The 17017-nt window shown below is 30.1% G+C and carries 11 protein-coding genes and 1 other RNA gene; 6 read left to right on the plus strand and 6 right to left on the minus strand.

All coding sequences use genetic code 11. From position 1 onward, the window contains the following. Positions 1-12 precede the first annotated feature (12 nt). The 5 genes from H6553_03425 to H6553_03445 all read left to right on the plus strand — a co-directional run bounded on the left by H6553_03425 (position 13) and on the right by H6553_03445 (position 10570). Positions 13-1629: an ATP-binding cassette domain-containing protein gene (locus H6553_03425; protein MCB9032865.1), complete on the plus strand. Its 1617-nt coding sequence runs from the start codon at positions 13-15 to the stop codon at positions 1627-1629. Positions 1630-1875: 246 nt separating this feature from the next. Continuing rightward, entirely contained in the window at positions 1876-4581 is a 2706-nt protein-coding gene (locus H6553_03430) for a DUF2961 domain-containing protein (GenBank protein MCB9032866.1), read from the plus strand. A 22-nt stretch (positions 4582-4603) separates the two neighbouring features. After that, positions 4604-7282 carry a DUF2961 domain-containing protein gene (locus H6553_03435; protein MCB9032867.1) on the plus strand — a complete coding sequence of 893 codons (2679 nt, stop codon included), beginning with the start codon at positions 4604-4606 and terminating at the stop codon, positions 7280-7282. A gap of 146 nt (positions 7283-7428) precedes the next feature. Continuing rightward, positions 7429-8088: a ribulose-phosphate 3-epimerase gene (locus H6553_03440; GenBank protein MCB9032868.1), complete on the plus strand. Its 660-nt coding sequence runs from the start codon at positions 7429-7431 to the stop codon at positions 8086-8088. Beyond that, positions 8015-10570, plus strand: coding sequence for a carboxypeptidase-like regulatory domain-containing protein (locus H6553_03445; GenBank protein MCB9032869.1), 2556 nt, complete (start codon positions 8015-8017; stop codon positions 10568-10570). The genes H6553_03440 and H6553_03445 overlap by 74 nt, the downstream gene beginning before the upstream one ends. A gap of 253 nt (positions 10571-10823) precedes the next feature. Here the strand turns inward: H6553_03445 and H6553_03450 are convergent, their stop codons facing one another. Continuing rightward, positions 10824-11822, minus strand: a complete 999-nt coding sequence (locus H6553_03450) for a sulfotransferase (GenBank protein ID MCB9032870.1) — start codon at positions 11820-11822, stop codon at positions 10824-10826. Positions 11823-12047: 225 nt separating this feature from the next. Continuing rightward, entirely contained in the window at positions 12048-12434 is a 387-nt protein-coding gene (locus H6553_03455; protein MCB9032871.1) for a hypothetical protein, read from the minus strand. Positions 12435-12578: 144 nt separating this feature from the next. Here H6553_03455 and H6553_03460 point away from each other — a divergent pair, with 144 nt between their 5' ends. Further along, entirely contained in the window at positions 12579-13925 is a 1347-nt protein-coding gene (locus H6553_03460; protein ID MCB9032872.1) for a cytochrome P450, read from the plus strand. Between the two features lie 20 nt (positions 13926-13945). Here H6553_03460 and ssrA read toward each other — a convergent pair. From ssrA to H6553_03480, 4 genes are all read right to left on the minus strand, one after another. Then, positions 13946-14314, minus strand: a transfer-messenger RNA (tmRNA) gene (gene ssrA, locus H6553_03465). Between the two features lie 84 nt (positions 14315-14398). Further along, complete coding sequence (locus H6553_03470; protein MCB9032873.1) at positions 14399-14812, minus strand: PIN domain-containing protein; 414 nt, start codon at positions 14810-14812, stop codon at positions 14399-14401. Further along, on the minus strand, positions 14809-15054 hold the full coding sequence (locus tag H6553_03475) for a hypothetical protein (protein MCB9032874.1): 246 nt from the start codon (positions 15052-15054) through the stop codon (positions 14809-14811). Before H6553_03475 ends, H6553_03470 begins: the two co-directional genes overlap by 4 nt. Positions 15055-15138: 84 nt before the next feature. Continuing rightward, the gene (locus H6553_03480; GenBank protein ID MCB9032875.1) at positions 15139-17016 is read right to left on the minus strand and encodes an ABC-F family ATP-binding cassette domain-containing protein; all 1878 of its coding nucleotides are present in this window, start codon (positions 17014-17016) and stop codon (positions 15139-15141) included. Position 17017: the final 1 nt, after the last annotated feature.

The raw sequence follows: 17017 nt of genomic DNA on the forward strand, positions 1-17017 counted from the left end.
AAAAAATTTGCGATGATTGCTGTAAATAATCTGTCTTTACAATTTGGGAAACGAGTTTTGTTCGATGAAGTGAATATAAAATTTACTAAAGGTAACTGTTATGGTGTTATTGGTGCTAATGGTGCAGGAAAATCTACCTTTTTAAAAATATTATCTGGAGAAATTGCAAGCACAACAGGAAATGTAGAAATCAGTCCAGGTGAAAGAATGTCTGTATTGAAGCAAAATCACTTTGAGTTTGATGAAAATCAAGTGATTGATACTGTGATTATGGGAAATAAAGTGTTGTACGACATCATGAAAGAAAAAGATGCTTTATATGCTAAACCAGATTTTTCTGATGCAGATGGTTTGAGAGTTGGTGATTTAGAAGCACAATTTGCAGAAATGGATGGTTGGAATGCAGAAAGTGATGCAGCTGAGTTATTGAGCAATTTAGGTGTGAAAGAAGAGCATCATTATCAGTTGATGAAAGAGTTGCCTTCTAACTTAAAAATTAAAGTGTTGTTGGCACAAGCATTATTTGGTAATCCAGATATTTTGATTTTAGATGAGCCAACCAACGATTTAGATGTAAATACGATTGCTTGGTTAGAAAACTTTTTGGCAGATTTCAAAAATACAGTTATCGTAGTATCGCATGACAGACACTTTTTAGATATGGTGTGTACGCATGTGGTAGATATCGATTTTTCTAAAGTTAATTTATTTACAGGTAACTATACTTTTTGGTACGAAACTTCTACTTTATTAGCAAAACAAAGAGCTGATAAAAACAAAAAGAACGAAGCTAAAAAAGCAGAGTTATTAGACTTTATTGCGAGATTCAGTGCCAATGCATCGAAATCAAAACAAGCAACTTCTAGAAAGAAAGCATTAGATAAATTAGATATAGAAAGTATAAAACCTTCTAGTAGAAGATATCCTGGAATTTTCTTCAAACAAAGTAGAGAGGCAGGTGATAAAATTTTAGAAGTGACTAAATTATCTTACGACAACAAAGATGGCAAAACACTATTTAATGATGTATCTTTCGTAGTAAATAAGAAAGATAAAATTGCAGTTATTTCTAATGATGGATTGGCTGTTTCTAATTTATTTAAAATTTTGGCAGGAGAGCAGCAACCAAAATCTGGAAGTTATGAATTTGGAGTCACCATTACAAAATCATACATACCAAATGACAATACGGCTTATTTTCAGTCAGATTTGAATTTAATTGATTGGTTGAGACAATATTCTGAAGAAAAAGACGAGACATTTATTCGTGGATTTTTAGGTAGAATGCTATTTAGTGGTGAAGAAACACTTAAAAGTTGTAAAGTACTTTCTGGTGGAGAAAAAGTAAGGTGTATGTTGTCTAAAACGATGTTAGAAGAAGCCAACTTTTTAATTTTAGATGAACCTACGAATCACCTAGACTTAGAATCTATTACTTCATTAAACAATGGTTTGATAGATTACGAAGGCAGTATGGTATTTACATCGCATGACCACACTTTTATGCATACCATTGCCAATAGAATTATAGAAATTACACCAAAAGGCATTATTGATAGATTAATGTCGTATGATGAATATTTAGCAGACGACAAAGTACAAGCACTAAGAGCAGAAATGTACAGTTGATTGTAATATTGATTTTATGCTTACTTATTATACTTTTTTAATATTTGTCTGATTTTCTTTGACATTTACTGTTGGAGTTCATGTCTGTGTAATAGATAAAGAGTCTATTCTTATTTACTTTAGATAAAGAGCATCATTTTTATTGTATTTTTATTCTTCGTTTTTATTGACAAAAGTAAAAATTTGTAACTATAAAAATTTGAAGATAAACCATACATTTATCATAAATTATTAATACAAGATTATATGAAAAGAATTCTACTATTGTGCTATTGTTTTCCTTTTTTTGCTTTTTCGCAAACGCTAATGGATAATGCTCCAAAGTTTTTACATAATTATATTTATTATAACCAAACTAGTTATGATAGAAATATGGGCAATCAAGATGGAGTGCCAGACAGTTATTTCTTAGATACAATACCAAGTGGTTTAGTCAATAATCCAAACGGAACACCAACTGGTGGTGTAGAATATGTAGTGAGTCATATTAAAGGACCAAGTGTTTTATTTCGTTGGGGTTTTGGCTTAAGTACTTTATCACATGAAGCTCGACTTAAATTTTATTTTGATGGAGAAACTGTTCCTCGAATTTCTAACACATTAAATGAAATTTTTAATATTCAACAAGGTATATTCCAACCACCATTACTATTAAATCTTGCTCAATCTAGTGGAGCTATGGCAAGCTTTATTCCTTTTTTTATAAATAAAGATTTAATTATTACTTCTAATGCAGGTGGTTTTTATCAGTTTAATTATAAAAAATTTAGTACAGACACTAGTGTAACAACTTGGCAACCTAATGTTACAGATTCTGTGCTAATTAATGAGTTCAATAACAAAGGCAATTATCCTAAAAGCAATTTAGCGAGTTTGCAAACCGTACAAAATCAAACAACAATTGCTAGTGGTACTACACAAACTATAGCTAATTTAAGCGGTGCAAAAAGTATAGAACAATTTAAATTAAGTATTAATGAGCTTGATTTCTCGTATGCAGAAAGAAAGGTTTTTTCTGGTCAACAATTTGCTGGTACTAGTGCTTTTAATATGAAGGTAAACGGACAGGCAAATAATGTACAACTTATTTTAACTTGTAATAAAAATTGGGAATTGGCTAATATAGTAACTAAACCAACTTTTTTTAGATTGGCTGTTTATGTAGATAATATTTTCGTTGGATTATGGACAGTATATACTGATAGAGATTATCATTTTTGGTCAGATGAAGTTTTTACAATACCTAAATTTTACTATAATAATAAATCAAATATAAGAATTAAGCTTCAAAAATTTGGAACTGATGGTAAAAATCCAAATGAATATTACTACAAACTAAAATGCGATAACATTATTACAGACTCACTTGCTGTTTTAGATGCTGCAAGCGAAGCTAGTCATAATAAAGTTACAACAGCTATTGTGCCAGCAATTCCTCAAACACAGTCAGAAAGATACATTACACCAGAAAATATAAAATTATTTAATAAAGATATCTTAAAAAATACTTTTATCAAAATAACTTTCGATAATGCAAGTCAAGCACAAGTATATGCACCACTAGGTTTGTTCTTTGGAACTGGATTCAATGATGCTGCATATATGCAATCATTGCCTTGTGGAAATATAGGAAAAGAATACTACAATTATTTTTCTATGCCTTTCTGGAATAATGCTAAAGTAGAATTAATCAATAATTCAAATTCAAATATTACAGTTAGTTATAATGTTGGAACTGCTAATAATAATTCATCTAAGAAAGAAACAGGGTATTTTACTACTCAATTAAACAGTGCAGTTAAAGCAGCTAATGATATTACAAGCTATTTAATTTGTGCTACGCAAGGTAAAGGAAAATATGTAGGAACTATTCTAGAAGCTCATCAAGAAGATATGACCAAATTTGCGTGGATGGAAGGTGATGACAGAGTATATATAGATGATATAGCAACGCCATTAATTCACGGAACAGGAACAGAAGATTACTTTAATGGTGGATTCTATTTCTATACAGGCGAAGTTGATTTTGCTCAATCAGGAATGTGTAATGCAGATAATAACTATTATAGAGCCATGTATCGTTATCACTTATACGACCCAATTTATTTTAGAAAGAATTTTCAGTTTTGGTTTGAAAAAGGAAAATCAAATGAAAAGCAAACTACTTATAACTCATTGGCATTGTTTTATCTTCAACCAAATGACAGCACTTATTTTTTAAGTGACGAACTAAATGTAGGAAATACAACTAGCGAAACAGCACATCAATATACCAATACGAATAATAAAATATATATAAATAAAAATCAAAGATACGAAGGAGAAGCATTTAATACTTATTTATCTAAAGATGGATATTTAAGCCAAGATTCTGTCTCTTTTGTAGCAACTATCTTACCAAACAACGAAGGCGTACAACTTCAAAGAACTATGGATTATACTTATCGCAATCAAGAAGCAGCACTTTATGTAGATGGAGTTTATTTAGGAAATTGGCTAACTGCTGGTTCAAATGGATTCAATGTTTGGAGAGATGATGTGTTCTTTATTCCAAAAACATATACCGCAGGAAAATCATCTATTACTATCAAATTAGTAAAATCAAATAATTGTCAATATTGGACTGCAACAGATTATAAAGTCTATACGCTCTTAACAGAAAATATAGTTAGCACAGCAATTAATCAAAATAAACTAGACAATAAATTTAGTATTTATCCAAATCCAACATCAAACATATTGTATTTAAATACAGCATATATGTATGACAATCAGCCTACACATTATACTTTGTTTAATCAAAACGGACAGTTAGTAAAACAAGAGAAATTGCTCGGTACATTATTCAACTATACAATTGATGTAAATGATTTAGCAAGTGGTCAATATCATTTGGTATTACAGCAGCAGAATAAAATTGTAGGCAGTAAAAAAATTACTGTAATAAAATAAAAAAATATTATATATTGTTACTATGCTAAATAAATTTTCGCTTGTAATATCACTCTTTCTTGTTTTTAATGCATCCGCACTCGATGCAGTTAATCATTTATCTAATATAGAAGAACAGTTTATTACCTATCAGCAAGCCAATTATGCTAAAGATGGTTCTAATAACGATGGTGTAATTGCTAGCAACTTTTTAGATACTATTCCAAGTGGTTTAGTCAATAATCCAAATGGTGTTGCTACTGGAAATAACGAATATGTTTTAGTAAATATTGAAGGACCAGCTATTTTAGAAAGAATTTGGTGTGCAGCAATCAACAACTTAAACGGAAAAATTAATTTTTATTTTGATGGAGAAACTACACCAAGATTTTCATCAACTATAAATCAATTATTTATTAATAAAACAACTATATTTGATAGTATCCTAGCTCAAAATTTATTTGAAAATTCTGGAGGGAATATTCTCTATGCATCAATAAATATTAAACAAAATCTAATTATTACTACAGAAGCACCAATGTATTGTCATGTTGGCTTTAAGTTATTGCCAAAAGATACGATTATTTCATCTTGGACAAATACCAACGATATTAGCCAATCTAATTTGCTAGCACTAAGTGGAAACTATCCTAAACAAAATGCTAGTAGTTTAAGTAGTAATACCAATACAGTGTCGTTAAATTCAAATCAAAAAATAGTATTGTATAGTAGTAGTGGAGGTGGAACAATAGAAGGAATCGAACTCAATATTCAAGACTTAAATTTTGATTATGCAGATAGAATATACGATGAGGGCAATGTTCGAAAAGGTTGGGCTTTATTTAAAATGAAAATAAATGCTAATGCAGACTCATTGTTTCTAGTAAATAAAATGAATAAAAATAATCTGTTATTTGGTATCAATCAAAGTAAAGTAAATGTAATAGTAGAAGGTAGGTTAGTAGGTGTATGGCAAGTAAATAATTACAGAGATTACCATTTTTGGGAAGATGAAAAATTTTATATTCCAAAATCATTTTACCAAGGTAAAAATAACATTAATATAATTATTCAATATATATCTGGTGATGCATGGAACGAGTTTAGGTACCAAACAATATGCGATAATGTCATTACTGATGTATTAGATATAAAAAATGTAAGTAGCCAAAACAGCCACAATTATTTAGTAACAGGTATTTTAAATAACAATGTTAGTCTTTATACTTCATCTGCTAATGCAAGATATAGAACACCAGAACCAATAAAGTACAACAACAAACAAATTTTAGACAGTTTGTATATTTCAATTTATTATGACGGAGAAACTTCGCCAAGCACAACAGCACCAATTGGACTATTTTTTGGTGCAGGAACAAACGATGCATCGTATATGAATGCACTGTTGTTTGGAAATAATAACGGCACTTACTATAACTACTTTACACAACCATTTTGGTCGAGCGTTAAAGTTGAAATAGAAAATAAATCGTCTATAAAAATAGATAGTATAAATACAAATATATTATACACAAATTCTATTTTAGACAAAAAAACAAATGGCTATTTAAAAGCATTTGTTAAACAAGAAAATAAATCAGCAACAGATAGTACCGATTATAATTTCTTAGAAACCAATGGAAAAGGTAAATTAATCGCTATTGTAATACAAGGAGTTCAAGATACAGTAGAATATGGACCAATAGCATACTTAGAAGGAGATGAAAGAATTTATATTGATGATGCACAAACACCATTCATCTATGGTACAGGAACAGAAGATTTATTTAACTGTGGTTTCTATTTTATTTTAGATGAAGTATGTATGCCTTTACATGGAATGTCAAATTCAGATGAAAAATATAATAGAAATATGTATCGTATATTTTTGAATGATGCTATTTACTTTAGAAAAAATATTAGTGCTAATGTTGAACACGGACCAGTTAACGATGTTCAAGCACTTTATAACTCTATCAGTTTTTATTATTGGCAACAAGACACACTCTATCAATTAACAGACAATTTAGATGTAGGAAATACTACAAGTGAAACAGCTCATCAATATACAGTATATGGGAATAGTAACAATATTAATAAATCATCTTATTTTGAAGGAATTAATGACAAGCAACTACTACAACATGATGGAAGAAAAATACAAGACTCAGTAGAGTTTATAGTATCTATCAATGAGAATAATAATGGTGTTCGTTTGCTTAGAACTTTCGATTATAGCTTAAAAAATCAGTCTGCCAATATTTATGTAGACGATGCTTTTGTAGGTACTTGGTTAAATGCAGGAGCCAATACTATCCAACAATTTAAAGACGATATTTTTGCTATTCCAGCAAGATTTACTCAAAATAAAACACAGATAAAAATTAAAGTAGTAGCTAAAAATAATTGGACAGACCTACAATACAAAGTATACACACTACAAAATAGTGTAGTAGCAACACCAATAAAAGAAAATAAGTTTAGCAATATCAGCATTCAATTGTACCCAAATCCAACAAAAGATATTTTAAATATTTATTCTAATAATGAAAATATAAAACAAATAAATATTTATCAAATAAACGGTGTTCAAATTAAAAGTATTAGTACTAATAATAACCAAATTACAATACCAGTGTACGAGTTAGCAAAAGGAATGTATATTGCAGAAATAACCACTTCTAATAATACAGTTGCCATTAAAAAATTCGTAGTAGAGTAGATTGCTTACAACATCTCTAATCTAAAAATCTTGCATCTAGTAATCTTACTACAAAAGGTCTAATATCTAAAAATCTTGTTTCTAGTAATCTTTTAAAAAATTAGCTTTTCCTACGAAAATTTTATACTTTAGCAACAAACTAATTTATGGCAGAGGTTATTGTCGCACCATCAGTTTTGGCTTGTAATTTTGCCAACTTAGAGCATGAGTTTCAAATGATGAACCAAAGTGAAGCTCAATACATTCATATAGATGTAATGGATGGTGTTTTTGTACCAAATATTTCATTCGGAATGCCACTCATTAAAACCATGCGTGCATTAACCAACAAAGTCTTAGATGTACACTTAATGATAGTGCAACCAGAAAAATACATCGAAACATTTGCAACGCTAGGTGTTAATGTGTTATCTGTACACTATGAAGCATGTACACATTTACACAGAACACTACAAACCATTAAAGAAAATAACATGAAAGCAGGTGTTGCTATCAATCCACATACACCAATAAGTGTTTTAGAAGATGTAATTCAAGACATCGATTTAGTATGTATGATGAGTGTTAATCCAGGTTTTGGTGGACAAAAATTCATCGAAAGAACTTATGATAAAATCGCAGCATTAAAAGCTCTAATCAACGAAAGACAAAGCAATACACTCATCGAAATAGATGGTGGCGTTACATTAAATAATGCAAAACAATTAATTACAACAGGTGCAGATGTTTTAGTTGCAGGAAGTACTGTATTTAATTCCAGCAATCCAATACAAACTATTCATCAACTCAAAAATATTATGGCATAAAATGCGTTCTTTTAGTGTGCATATATTATTATTGATATTTTGTTGTTGCATTACAAATATCGCTTTAGCTCAAAACAAAGTAACCATTTATGGAAAAATTACCAACGAGTTAGGCGAAGCAATTCCTGATGTTAACATTGTTCAAGCCAATACCAATAACCAAACTGTTACAGATGCACAAGGTAATTTTTCATTGCGTGTAGATTTTGAAAATTATACGACACTCGAATTTTCACATGTACAATATATTAATTTTTCATATAAAGTTTATCCAAGTAATAAGTTGAAGAAAGAAGTGAATATCAAACTTCAATTCAAAGACAACTACTTAGATTCTGTAGAAATTGTAGCAAAGTCTAAAACCAAAGCTGGAGAAGTTGAGTTAGAAGCCAAGAGTGCCGAATATTTTCCAAATCCAACTGGAGATATTGGTGCAGTTATTAAATCAACTGGATTAGGAACGCAATCGAATACAGAGTTAAGTGGACAGTATTCTGTGCGTGGAGGAAACTACGATGAGAACTTGGTTTATGTCAACGATTTTGAAATCTATCGTTCATTTTTAACTTCTGCTGGTCAGCAAGAAGGATTAAGTTTCCCAAACTTAGATTTAATCGACAAACTGTCTTTTTCTTCTGGTGGATTTGAAAGCAAGTACGCCGATAAAATGTCGTCGGTTTTAAATGTAAAATACAAAACGCCAAAAGAATTTAAAGGTTCTGTCATGGCAAGTTTGCTAGGCGTTAATGCACACATCGAAGGAAGTTCCAAAGAACAAAAGTTTACCTATTTAGCTGGTATTCGCTACAAATCCAACGCTTATTTACTAGGAAGTTTAGACAAGAAAGGAGAGTACAATCCAAACTTTTTCGATGTACAAGCTAACTTTCACTACAAACCAAATATTAAACACGATGTAGAATTATTAGTCAATCATGCATTTAATAAATTTAATTTTATTCCAGATTTACAAGAAACAAGAGCTGGAACTTTTGATAGATTAATTCGTTTCTTAGTTGATTTTGAAGGTGGTGAAAACGATTTATTTAAAAATTCAATGGTAGGTTTAAGTTATAAATTTATTCCTAATAATAATTTGAGTCTAAAATGGATGACTGCTCTCTGGAAAATGAAAGAACAAGAGTCGTTTAACATTACTGGTTACTATTCATTAGATGAAATTGATATCGATTTGTCTAGTGATAATTTTGGCAATGTAAAATATAATTTAGGATATGGCACTTTTCAAGATTGGGCAAGAAATACACTAGATGCTATTGTTTGGAATGGTGCATTTACAGGAAAATACAATGCAGGTAAAAACTTCATGGAGTTTGGTAACACAGTGCAGTACGAAAATATTCAAGATAAATTGAGCGAATGGACAAGAATTGATTCTGCTGGATATAGTTTGCCATATACAGGAAGTATTGTGTCTATTCAAGACAGAATTAAGTCGAGCAATAATTTGCAGTCTATAAGAACACATGGTTATTTTCAAGATACATGGACGATTAGAGAAGATTCAGTACGAATGAGTATTACTGCTGGAATTCGTTATCACTATTGGAATGTTAATAAAGAATTTTTGGCTTCACCACGATTTCAAATTAACTATGCTCCAAATACCAAAAAAGATGTACAGTTTAGATTTGCTACTGGTTTGTATATGCAACCACCATTTTATAGAGAAATCAGAAATTTTGATGGTGATATAGTAAAAAATGTAAAAGCACAAAAATCATTGCATGTGGTAGCAGGTGCCGATTTAAATTTTAGAGCTTGGGGAAGAAATTTTAAATTTACTACAGAAGCATATTATAAATACATATGGCATTTAAATCCTTATGAAGTAGAAGATATTAGAATAAGATATTTTGCCAATAACAATGCCAAAGGTTATGCAACTGGTATTGATTTAAGATTGTTTGGCGAAATGGTAAAAGGTACCGACTCGTGGATTAGTGTTTCGTATTTAAGAGCAAGAGAAGATTTAAATGATGACTTTTACTACACTACTACAGAAAATAATGATGGTAGCATTGATAGTGCTATTCATTATCCAGGATATATAAGGCGACCAACCGATCAATTATTATACTTTAATTTATACTTTCAAGACTATTTAGTAAAAAACAAAAGTTTTAAAGTACACTTAAATTTAGTAATTGGCACTGGCTTACCTTTTGGACCACCAGACCATCAACGCTATAAAGATGTATTAAAAATTCCACCATACAGAAGATTAGATATAGGTTTTTCTTATTTATTAGTAGATGGATTAAAACAAGCAGAAAAGAAACCCAATGGCTTTTGGTCTAAGTTTGATAATGTATGGATGAGTTTTGAAGTCTTTAATATATTAGGCATTCAAAATACACTTTCTTACCGTTGGATAAAAGATACACAGAACACACAATGGGCAATTCCAAACTATTTAACTTCCAGAAGATTTAACTTAAAACTAAGTATTAATTGGTAATTTAATGAGTATTGAGTATCTAGTATCGAGTAGTGAGATTTTGTATCTAATAAGATATTTACGCCATATCAATTGTTTCTTATTTGATATCCTTTCTTTCCCAAAGCGTCTCTCGTAAGAGGACGCTTAAATACTACAATGAAGAAAAAATAAAAACTATCCTTAACTTGCTCTATCAATACGAAGTAAATATTTATATCTCATAGTGCAAAGTTATATCTAAAAAATCTAAAACCTAACAATCTAAAATCAATTAATTTGTAGTATCTAATGTTGGATATTCGTTGAATAGAAATGCTAACTCTTGTTTTATAGTGGCTTCGTCATAGCCATATTCTTCTAAGCTGTAATCGTGTTTGCTTTTATATTTTCTAGTCTTGCTAGTTACTTCATCTAATCGTGCTAAGAAAGCATCACTCAATTCTAGTTGTAACTGCTTGTAAATTTTTATTACGGTATCTTTTGGATGTTTAACTAAGTCGTCATACAAAACAGTAATAAAATTCTCTTCTTTAAAATGTGTTTTTTGTTCGGTAAAATATTTATAATACTCTATTCCTAAATTTCCCCATTCTCTGTATTCTGGCGAGTTTTTAGGAATCTGCGGATATAAAACACTCCAAGTAGAAGCAAACATACTAGTAAATGAAGGCAATACATTCAATGGATTTCTAACCAAATAAATGATTTTAATATCTGGAAAAAGTTCTTGTAGCATTTGTAAGCGTCCTGTACTCATTACCGATTTACATAAAAATAGTTTATCAGAACCTAATGCATACATCCATTTTTGTATAGTAGCGTAATAAAATTTTTTAATGTTGTCTCTTTCTTTTTCAGACATTCTATCAGGAATATACAACTCTCTAAATGCAGCTTCGTAAGGTGTAACTAAGCCAACACTAGCAGAAATTCCAGAGATAAAATGCAAACCTTCATCTTCTTCCGAACGATTAAAACCTGTTGCATGAATATCGTCCCAATCTCCAAAAAAAGTATTGTCTATCCAATCGAAAAATTTACGCATTGGTCTACCAATTTGTCTATCAATCAATCCAAAAAAATCAATAATTTTAAAAATAGTAATCGATGGAAATGTAGTGTGATACAATAAGGTATAGACAAACTTTTCATGGTCTAAACACATTAAACGATGCAAGTAAGTTGTTCCGCTTCTTGGATTGGAAATGATAAATACTGGTTGTTTTACTACAATATTTTTATAGTTCGGAAATAATAATTCGTCGAACAATCTGCAAAAAGAACTAAATAGTGCAACTAAAAAAATGACAAAACCATAGGTAATACCTATAAAAAAGTTTTTTATAGTAAAATGTGTTATGCAAAGTAACTTTATAAATCTTAGATGTGTTTTTAATCTTGTATAATAAACAGAAGCGTCAACTACAACCATAAACAATTATTGGAATGCAAATTTAAAAAAATACCTAAGAATTACTAGATAAATGCCATAAACTTATTGCACAGTACAATTGGTTTCGCCTAAAATAAATCCTTGATTATCAATTATTGTAAAAATATAAGTACCAGCGTCCAGCATATCGTTATAAATAACAGAAGTTTGCTTGCCTTTTTGCACAGGAAAATCTTTACTACTTATTCTCATAAAGTAACCAATATCGTTTTTCTTAGAAATTCTTAAAACAAAATTGGTATTTGCAGCATAAGCTTTGTCGTGTTCATAAAAAATACAAATTTTGCCTTTGTCGGTTTTACTCCAAACATTGCTTACATTTTTAGGTACACCTTCTTTAATATCCTTACACAAAATTACATTTCCTGCATATACTTTAATGCCAAACAGCATAGCACATACAAAGAGCATTGTAAAAATCTTTTTCATAAAATTTATTTTGTTAGTAGTTTATAATTTAAAGTTAAGCATAATTTCTAATTTCTGCTCAAATATTTAAATAACAAACTTATTTAAAAGTTTACTTAACATTTGCATACCAGTATTGGCAAATTTTAGTATTACATTTAAACTATGATTACAGAATCAAAAAGTATACCACAAATTAAATTAAACATCTTTAATTTCTTAAATGAGTTTACTGGTAACAATAGAATTAATTTTTTAGCAGAGCAAGAGGCAAAGTATGGCAATATTTTTGCTATTAATATTCCAAGAAGACAAATTATTATTACTACCAATCCTGATAATGTAAAACATATAGTTGTAGACAATAATAAAAATTATACTAAAAGTTTTGCTTATGATGCTATTCGTGTTTTTTTAGGAAATGGATTGTTAACTAGTGAAGGTGAGTTTTGGAAAAAACAAAGGCGATTGGCACAACCTGCTTTTCATAAACAGAAACTCAATTTGATGTTTCAGAATATGTTACAGCAAACACAAAAGTCGGTGAATATTTTAGAGCAGTATGCTGATTCAAATCAATCAATAAATTTGACTAAAATATTGTATGATTTAACATTAAATATTGTAAACAATACTTTGTTTTATAATGAGATAGAAAGCACTACAGATATGATTTATCATTATGTATCTCAAGGTAATGAGTTTATATCGGATAGAATTGATAATCCACTGCGATTGCCTGATTGGTTGCCAACGCCTGTTAATCTTAGAGAAAAAAGAGCATTGAAATCGATGAATGCACTTTTTTATGACATCATTAATAGAAGAAGAACGCAAAAAGCACAACACGAAGATTTATTGTCGATGTACATGGACGCTATTGATGAAGAAACTGGCGAAGGCATGAGCAATCAGCAATTAAAAGATGAAATTTTAACCATATTTGTAGCAGGTCATGAAACAACACAAGTAGCTTTAGCTTGGATATTTTATTTGTTGAGTCAAAATCCTGACAAAGCCAAAATCTTACAAGAAGAAATAGATAAAGCAGACATCATTAATAATCCAATGGAAATTATGCATTTGTCTTATTTGAAAATGGTAATTCAAGAAGCCATGCGTATTTATCCACCAGCTTGGATTTTTGGTAGAAAAACAATAGAAGAAGATGAGTTGTCTGGTTTTGAAATAGGTAAAAAAGTAAATGTAGTAATGCCAATTATTTTAATTCACAGAAATAAAAACCATTGGAACAATCCGATGCAATTTATACCAGAACGATTTGAAGATGGCAAATCTAAAGAGCGACATAAATATACTTATATGCCATTTGGTGGTGGCCCCAGATTGTGTATTGGCAATAATTTTGCCTTACAAGAAATGCAAATTGTATTGGCATTATTTTTAAAATACTTTAGGTTTGATATAGATAAAACATTTCAACCAGAAATGGAACCAATGGTAACACTACGCATGAAAAATGCATTGTATGCCAAGGTATATAAAAGGTAAATTGAAATGTTGAAATAAAAAAGTGGAGCTGGCGAGAGTCGAACTCGCGTCCGGACAAACCTCAAATAAGCTTTCTACATACATAGTAATAACTTAATTGTAGAGCAATTGTAAGTGTTAATACTGACTAAGCAATTGCCTTAGCTTCTGTGTTTCATCTTTTCATCGAAGCAATTAAAAAGACTATCCTAATTTAATGATGCTCAAGATAAAAGTGTTAGGAGAACTCTTAAATGAACAAAGGTTGTCTAAAATCTAATTTTAGGCAGCCATAGCGAAATTATTGTCGCCATATAAAAAAGTTTCATGCATTAATGTTAACGAACCAATTGCACAAAGCTCGATATGCTTACTTACCTGCAAATCTGCCGTCAATTCCAGGCAGCCCCATAAATCAATGAACTTGTTATTGTAATAACAATTGAAGTGCAAAAATAGTTCCAATTATTGAAAAAGAGAAATAGTTTGTGACTTTATATTGTCTTAGATAAATATTCTTTTGCCGTTAATATAGGTAGTTTGGCTTTTTTAAAGTCTTTTTTGTTTCTTGTAATAATAATATCAATCTGATTTTCAATAGCTGTATAGTATTGCAGACCATCTTCAAAATCATCAATAATCGTACTACTTAAAGCTAATGCAATAACTTTTTGGTCTAAATTTAAAATATCAACTAATACATTAAATTTGGCTAAAATATTTTTGGCTTCTTTTTGAGATTTTAATTTAGATATAATATAATGAGTATTGGCAATAGTTAATGAAGAAACTACTAATTGAACTAATCCTTTGTCTGCAAGTGAAAATAATTCTGCTGCTTCTTGATAATGTTCTCGTTTAGCTAATAAATCAATAACAATATTAGTGTCAATTAATAATTTTGTCATTTGTGTTTTTCTAGTAGATGTTCTGCGTAAATTTCTTTTTCATTAAAATCACTAGGCAACTCAATTACGCCACTTAGACTCTTTATTAAAGGAGTTATTTCCTCTTTTTTATTAGTGCTTTTTGTTAAAGCATTAAGATAAGATTCTATTAGTTTAGATAAACTAATATTATTTGATTTTGCATAAGATTTTGCTTTATCAATTACACTTTCATTTAAACTTAATGTCAATTTCTTATCCATAAAAAAAGTTTTCCGTATAAAAATAAAAAATTTTTACGGAAAAGTAAATCTTAAAATTGTTAATTTAGGTTTATCTAAATATTCCTATCCCACCAAATCTTCCCATTCTTTCATGAGTGATGCTAGTTTCTCTTTGGCTTGCATAAGTTCGTTTACCGTAGCTTCGTCGTAGTTGCTAGCAATTTTTGCTTCTAATGATTGAATATTGGTTTCTGCTTGTTCTATTGCTTGTTCTATCTTGTTGATACTATTTTTGATTTGTTTTTCTTGCTTGTCTATTGGTTTATTAGTAGTAACAATAGTATCTGTTTTTTTAATATCTATTTCTTCTGTTTCAAAAGCTCTAAAATCTGCAATTTTCTTCTCTTCAAAGAAGTTTTCTATATCGCCAAAATATTCTTTCACTGTACCATCGGTAAACTCAAAAACTTTGTCTGTTAGACCAATTAAAAAATCTCTGTCGTGCGAAACAATAATTACAGTGCCTGGATATCTTTTAATACTTTCTTTCAAAACATCTTTAGAACGAATATCTAAGTGATTGGTTGGCTCATCGAGAATTAAAGTATTACTTGGTTGCAACAATAGTTGAGCTAAACAAACTCTGGCTCTTTCTCCACCACTCAACACACTAATTTTTTTATCTACATCTTCGCCACTAAACATAAAAGCACCTAAAATATTTCGTACTTGTAAACGAATATCGCCTTCTGCTAATTGATCAACCGAATCAAAAACAGTTAGATTTCTAGGTAATGCTTCTGCATGATGCTGTGCAAAAAAGCCAATTTCTATATTATAACCTAAATCTAAATTGCCACCACTTTTTTCAATTTCGCCAACAATAATTCTTGCCATAGTGGTTTTTCCCATTCCATTCTTTCCTATGAAAGCTACTTTTTGTCCGCGTTCTATTTCAAAATTCACATCACTCAACACTTGTTTCTCACCATAGCTTTTAGCTAATTTTTCAGTTTTTACTACTACTTTTCCACCTTGGTGTCCAATAGGAAAATCAAAACGCATTGATTTAGTATCTACTTCATCAATTTCTACCAAATCCATTTTGTCTAATTTTTTAATTAAACTTTGTGCAAAAGATGCTTTACTTGCTTTAGCTCTAAATCGTTCAATATTGCGTTCAATCTGCTTAATTTGGTCTTGCTGATTGTTATAAGTTGCAATTTGTTGAGCTCTTCTTTCTATACGCATTTCCAAATACTTAGAGTAATTGGCTTTGTACTCATACATTTTTCCCAACTCAATTTCTATGGTTTTATTGGTGATGTTGTCTAAGAAAGATTTGTCGTGCGACACCATCATGATTGCACCTTGATAGTTTTGTAGAAAACTTTCTAACCACAAAATAGAATCGATATCTAAGTGATTGGTTGGCTCATCTAATAAAATTAAATCTGGTTGCAACAATAAGATTTTAGCTAACTCCAAACGCATTGCCCAACCACCACTAAAAGTACTTGGAGCTTTATCGAAATCGCTTCGCTTATAACCCAAACCTTTCAATACTAATTCTGTTTGTCTGTCCTTGTCATCAGCGTCTATATGAGATAAATGATCTAATAAATCAACATATTGTTGCGATAAATCTAAGTATTCATCAGAACTATAATCGGTTCTTTGCTCTAATTCTTTTTGAATATCATCTACTTTTTGTTGAATAGCATTGATTGTTTTAAAAGCAATTTGAGCTTCTTCCCAAACTGTTGGCGATTGCTGTTGACGAATTTCTTGTGTTAGAAAGCCGATAGTAAAATTTTGAGGTTTGCTAATATTTCCACCATCAGTAGAAATTTCGCCATTAATTAATTTAAGTAGCGTAGATTTTCCTGCACCATTTCGTCCAACTAAACCAATTCTATCTCTTGGTTGAATGGTAAAATTGATATTTTCGAACAGCGTTCTACTACCAAAGTGCAGCGATACATTATTAATTTGTAGCATG

Source organism: Chitinophagales bacterium (assembly GCA_020636535.1).
Classification (GTDB): domain Bacteria; phylum Bacteroidota; class Bacteroidia; order Chitinophagales; family JADIYW01; genus JADJSS01.

Coding starts and splice junctions, on each gene's coding strand:
- H6553_03425 (MCB9032865.1), top strand. CDS start 13: ATGATTGCTGTAAATAATCTGTCTTTACAATTTGGGAAACGAGTTTTG.
- H6553_03440 (MCB9032868.1), top strand. CDS start 7,429: ATGGCAGAGGTTATTGTCGCACCATCAGTTTTGGCTTGTAATTTTGCC.
- H6553_03475 (MCB9032874.1), bottom strand. CDS start 15,054: ATGGATAAGAAATTGACATTAAGTTTAAATGAAAGTGTAATTGATAAA.
- H6553_03435 (MCB9032867.1), top strand. CDS start 4,604: ATGCTAAATAAATTTTCGCTTGTAATATCACTCTTTCTTGTTTTTAAT.
- H6553_03455 (MCB9032871.1), bottom strand. CDS start 12,434: ATGAAAAAGATTTTTACAATGCTCTTTGTATGTGCTATGCTGTTTGGC.
- H6553_03480 (MCB9032875.1), bottom strand. CDS start 17,016: ATGCTACAAATTAATAATGTATCGCTGCACTTTGGTAGTAGAACGCTG.
- H6553_03470 (MCB9032873.1), bottom strand. CDS start 14,812: ATGACAAAATTATTAATTGACACTAATATTGTTATTGATTTATTAGCT.
- H6553_03460 (MCB9032872.1), top strand. CDS start 12,579: ATGATTACAGAATCAAAAAGTATACCACAAATTAAATTAAACATCTTT.
- H6553_03430 (MCB9032866.1), top strand. CDS start 1,876: ATGAAAAGAATTCTACTATTGTGCTATTGTTTTCCTTTTTTTGCTTTT.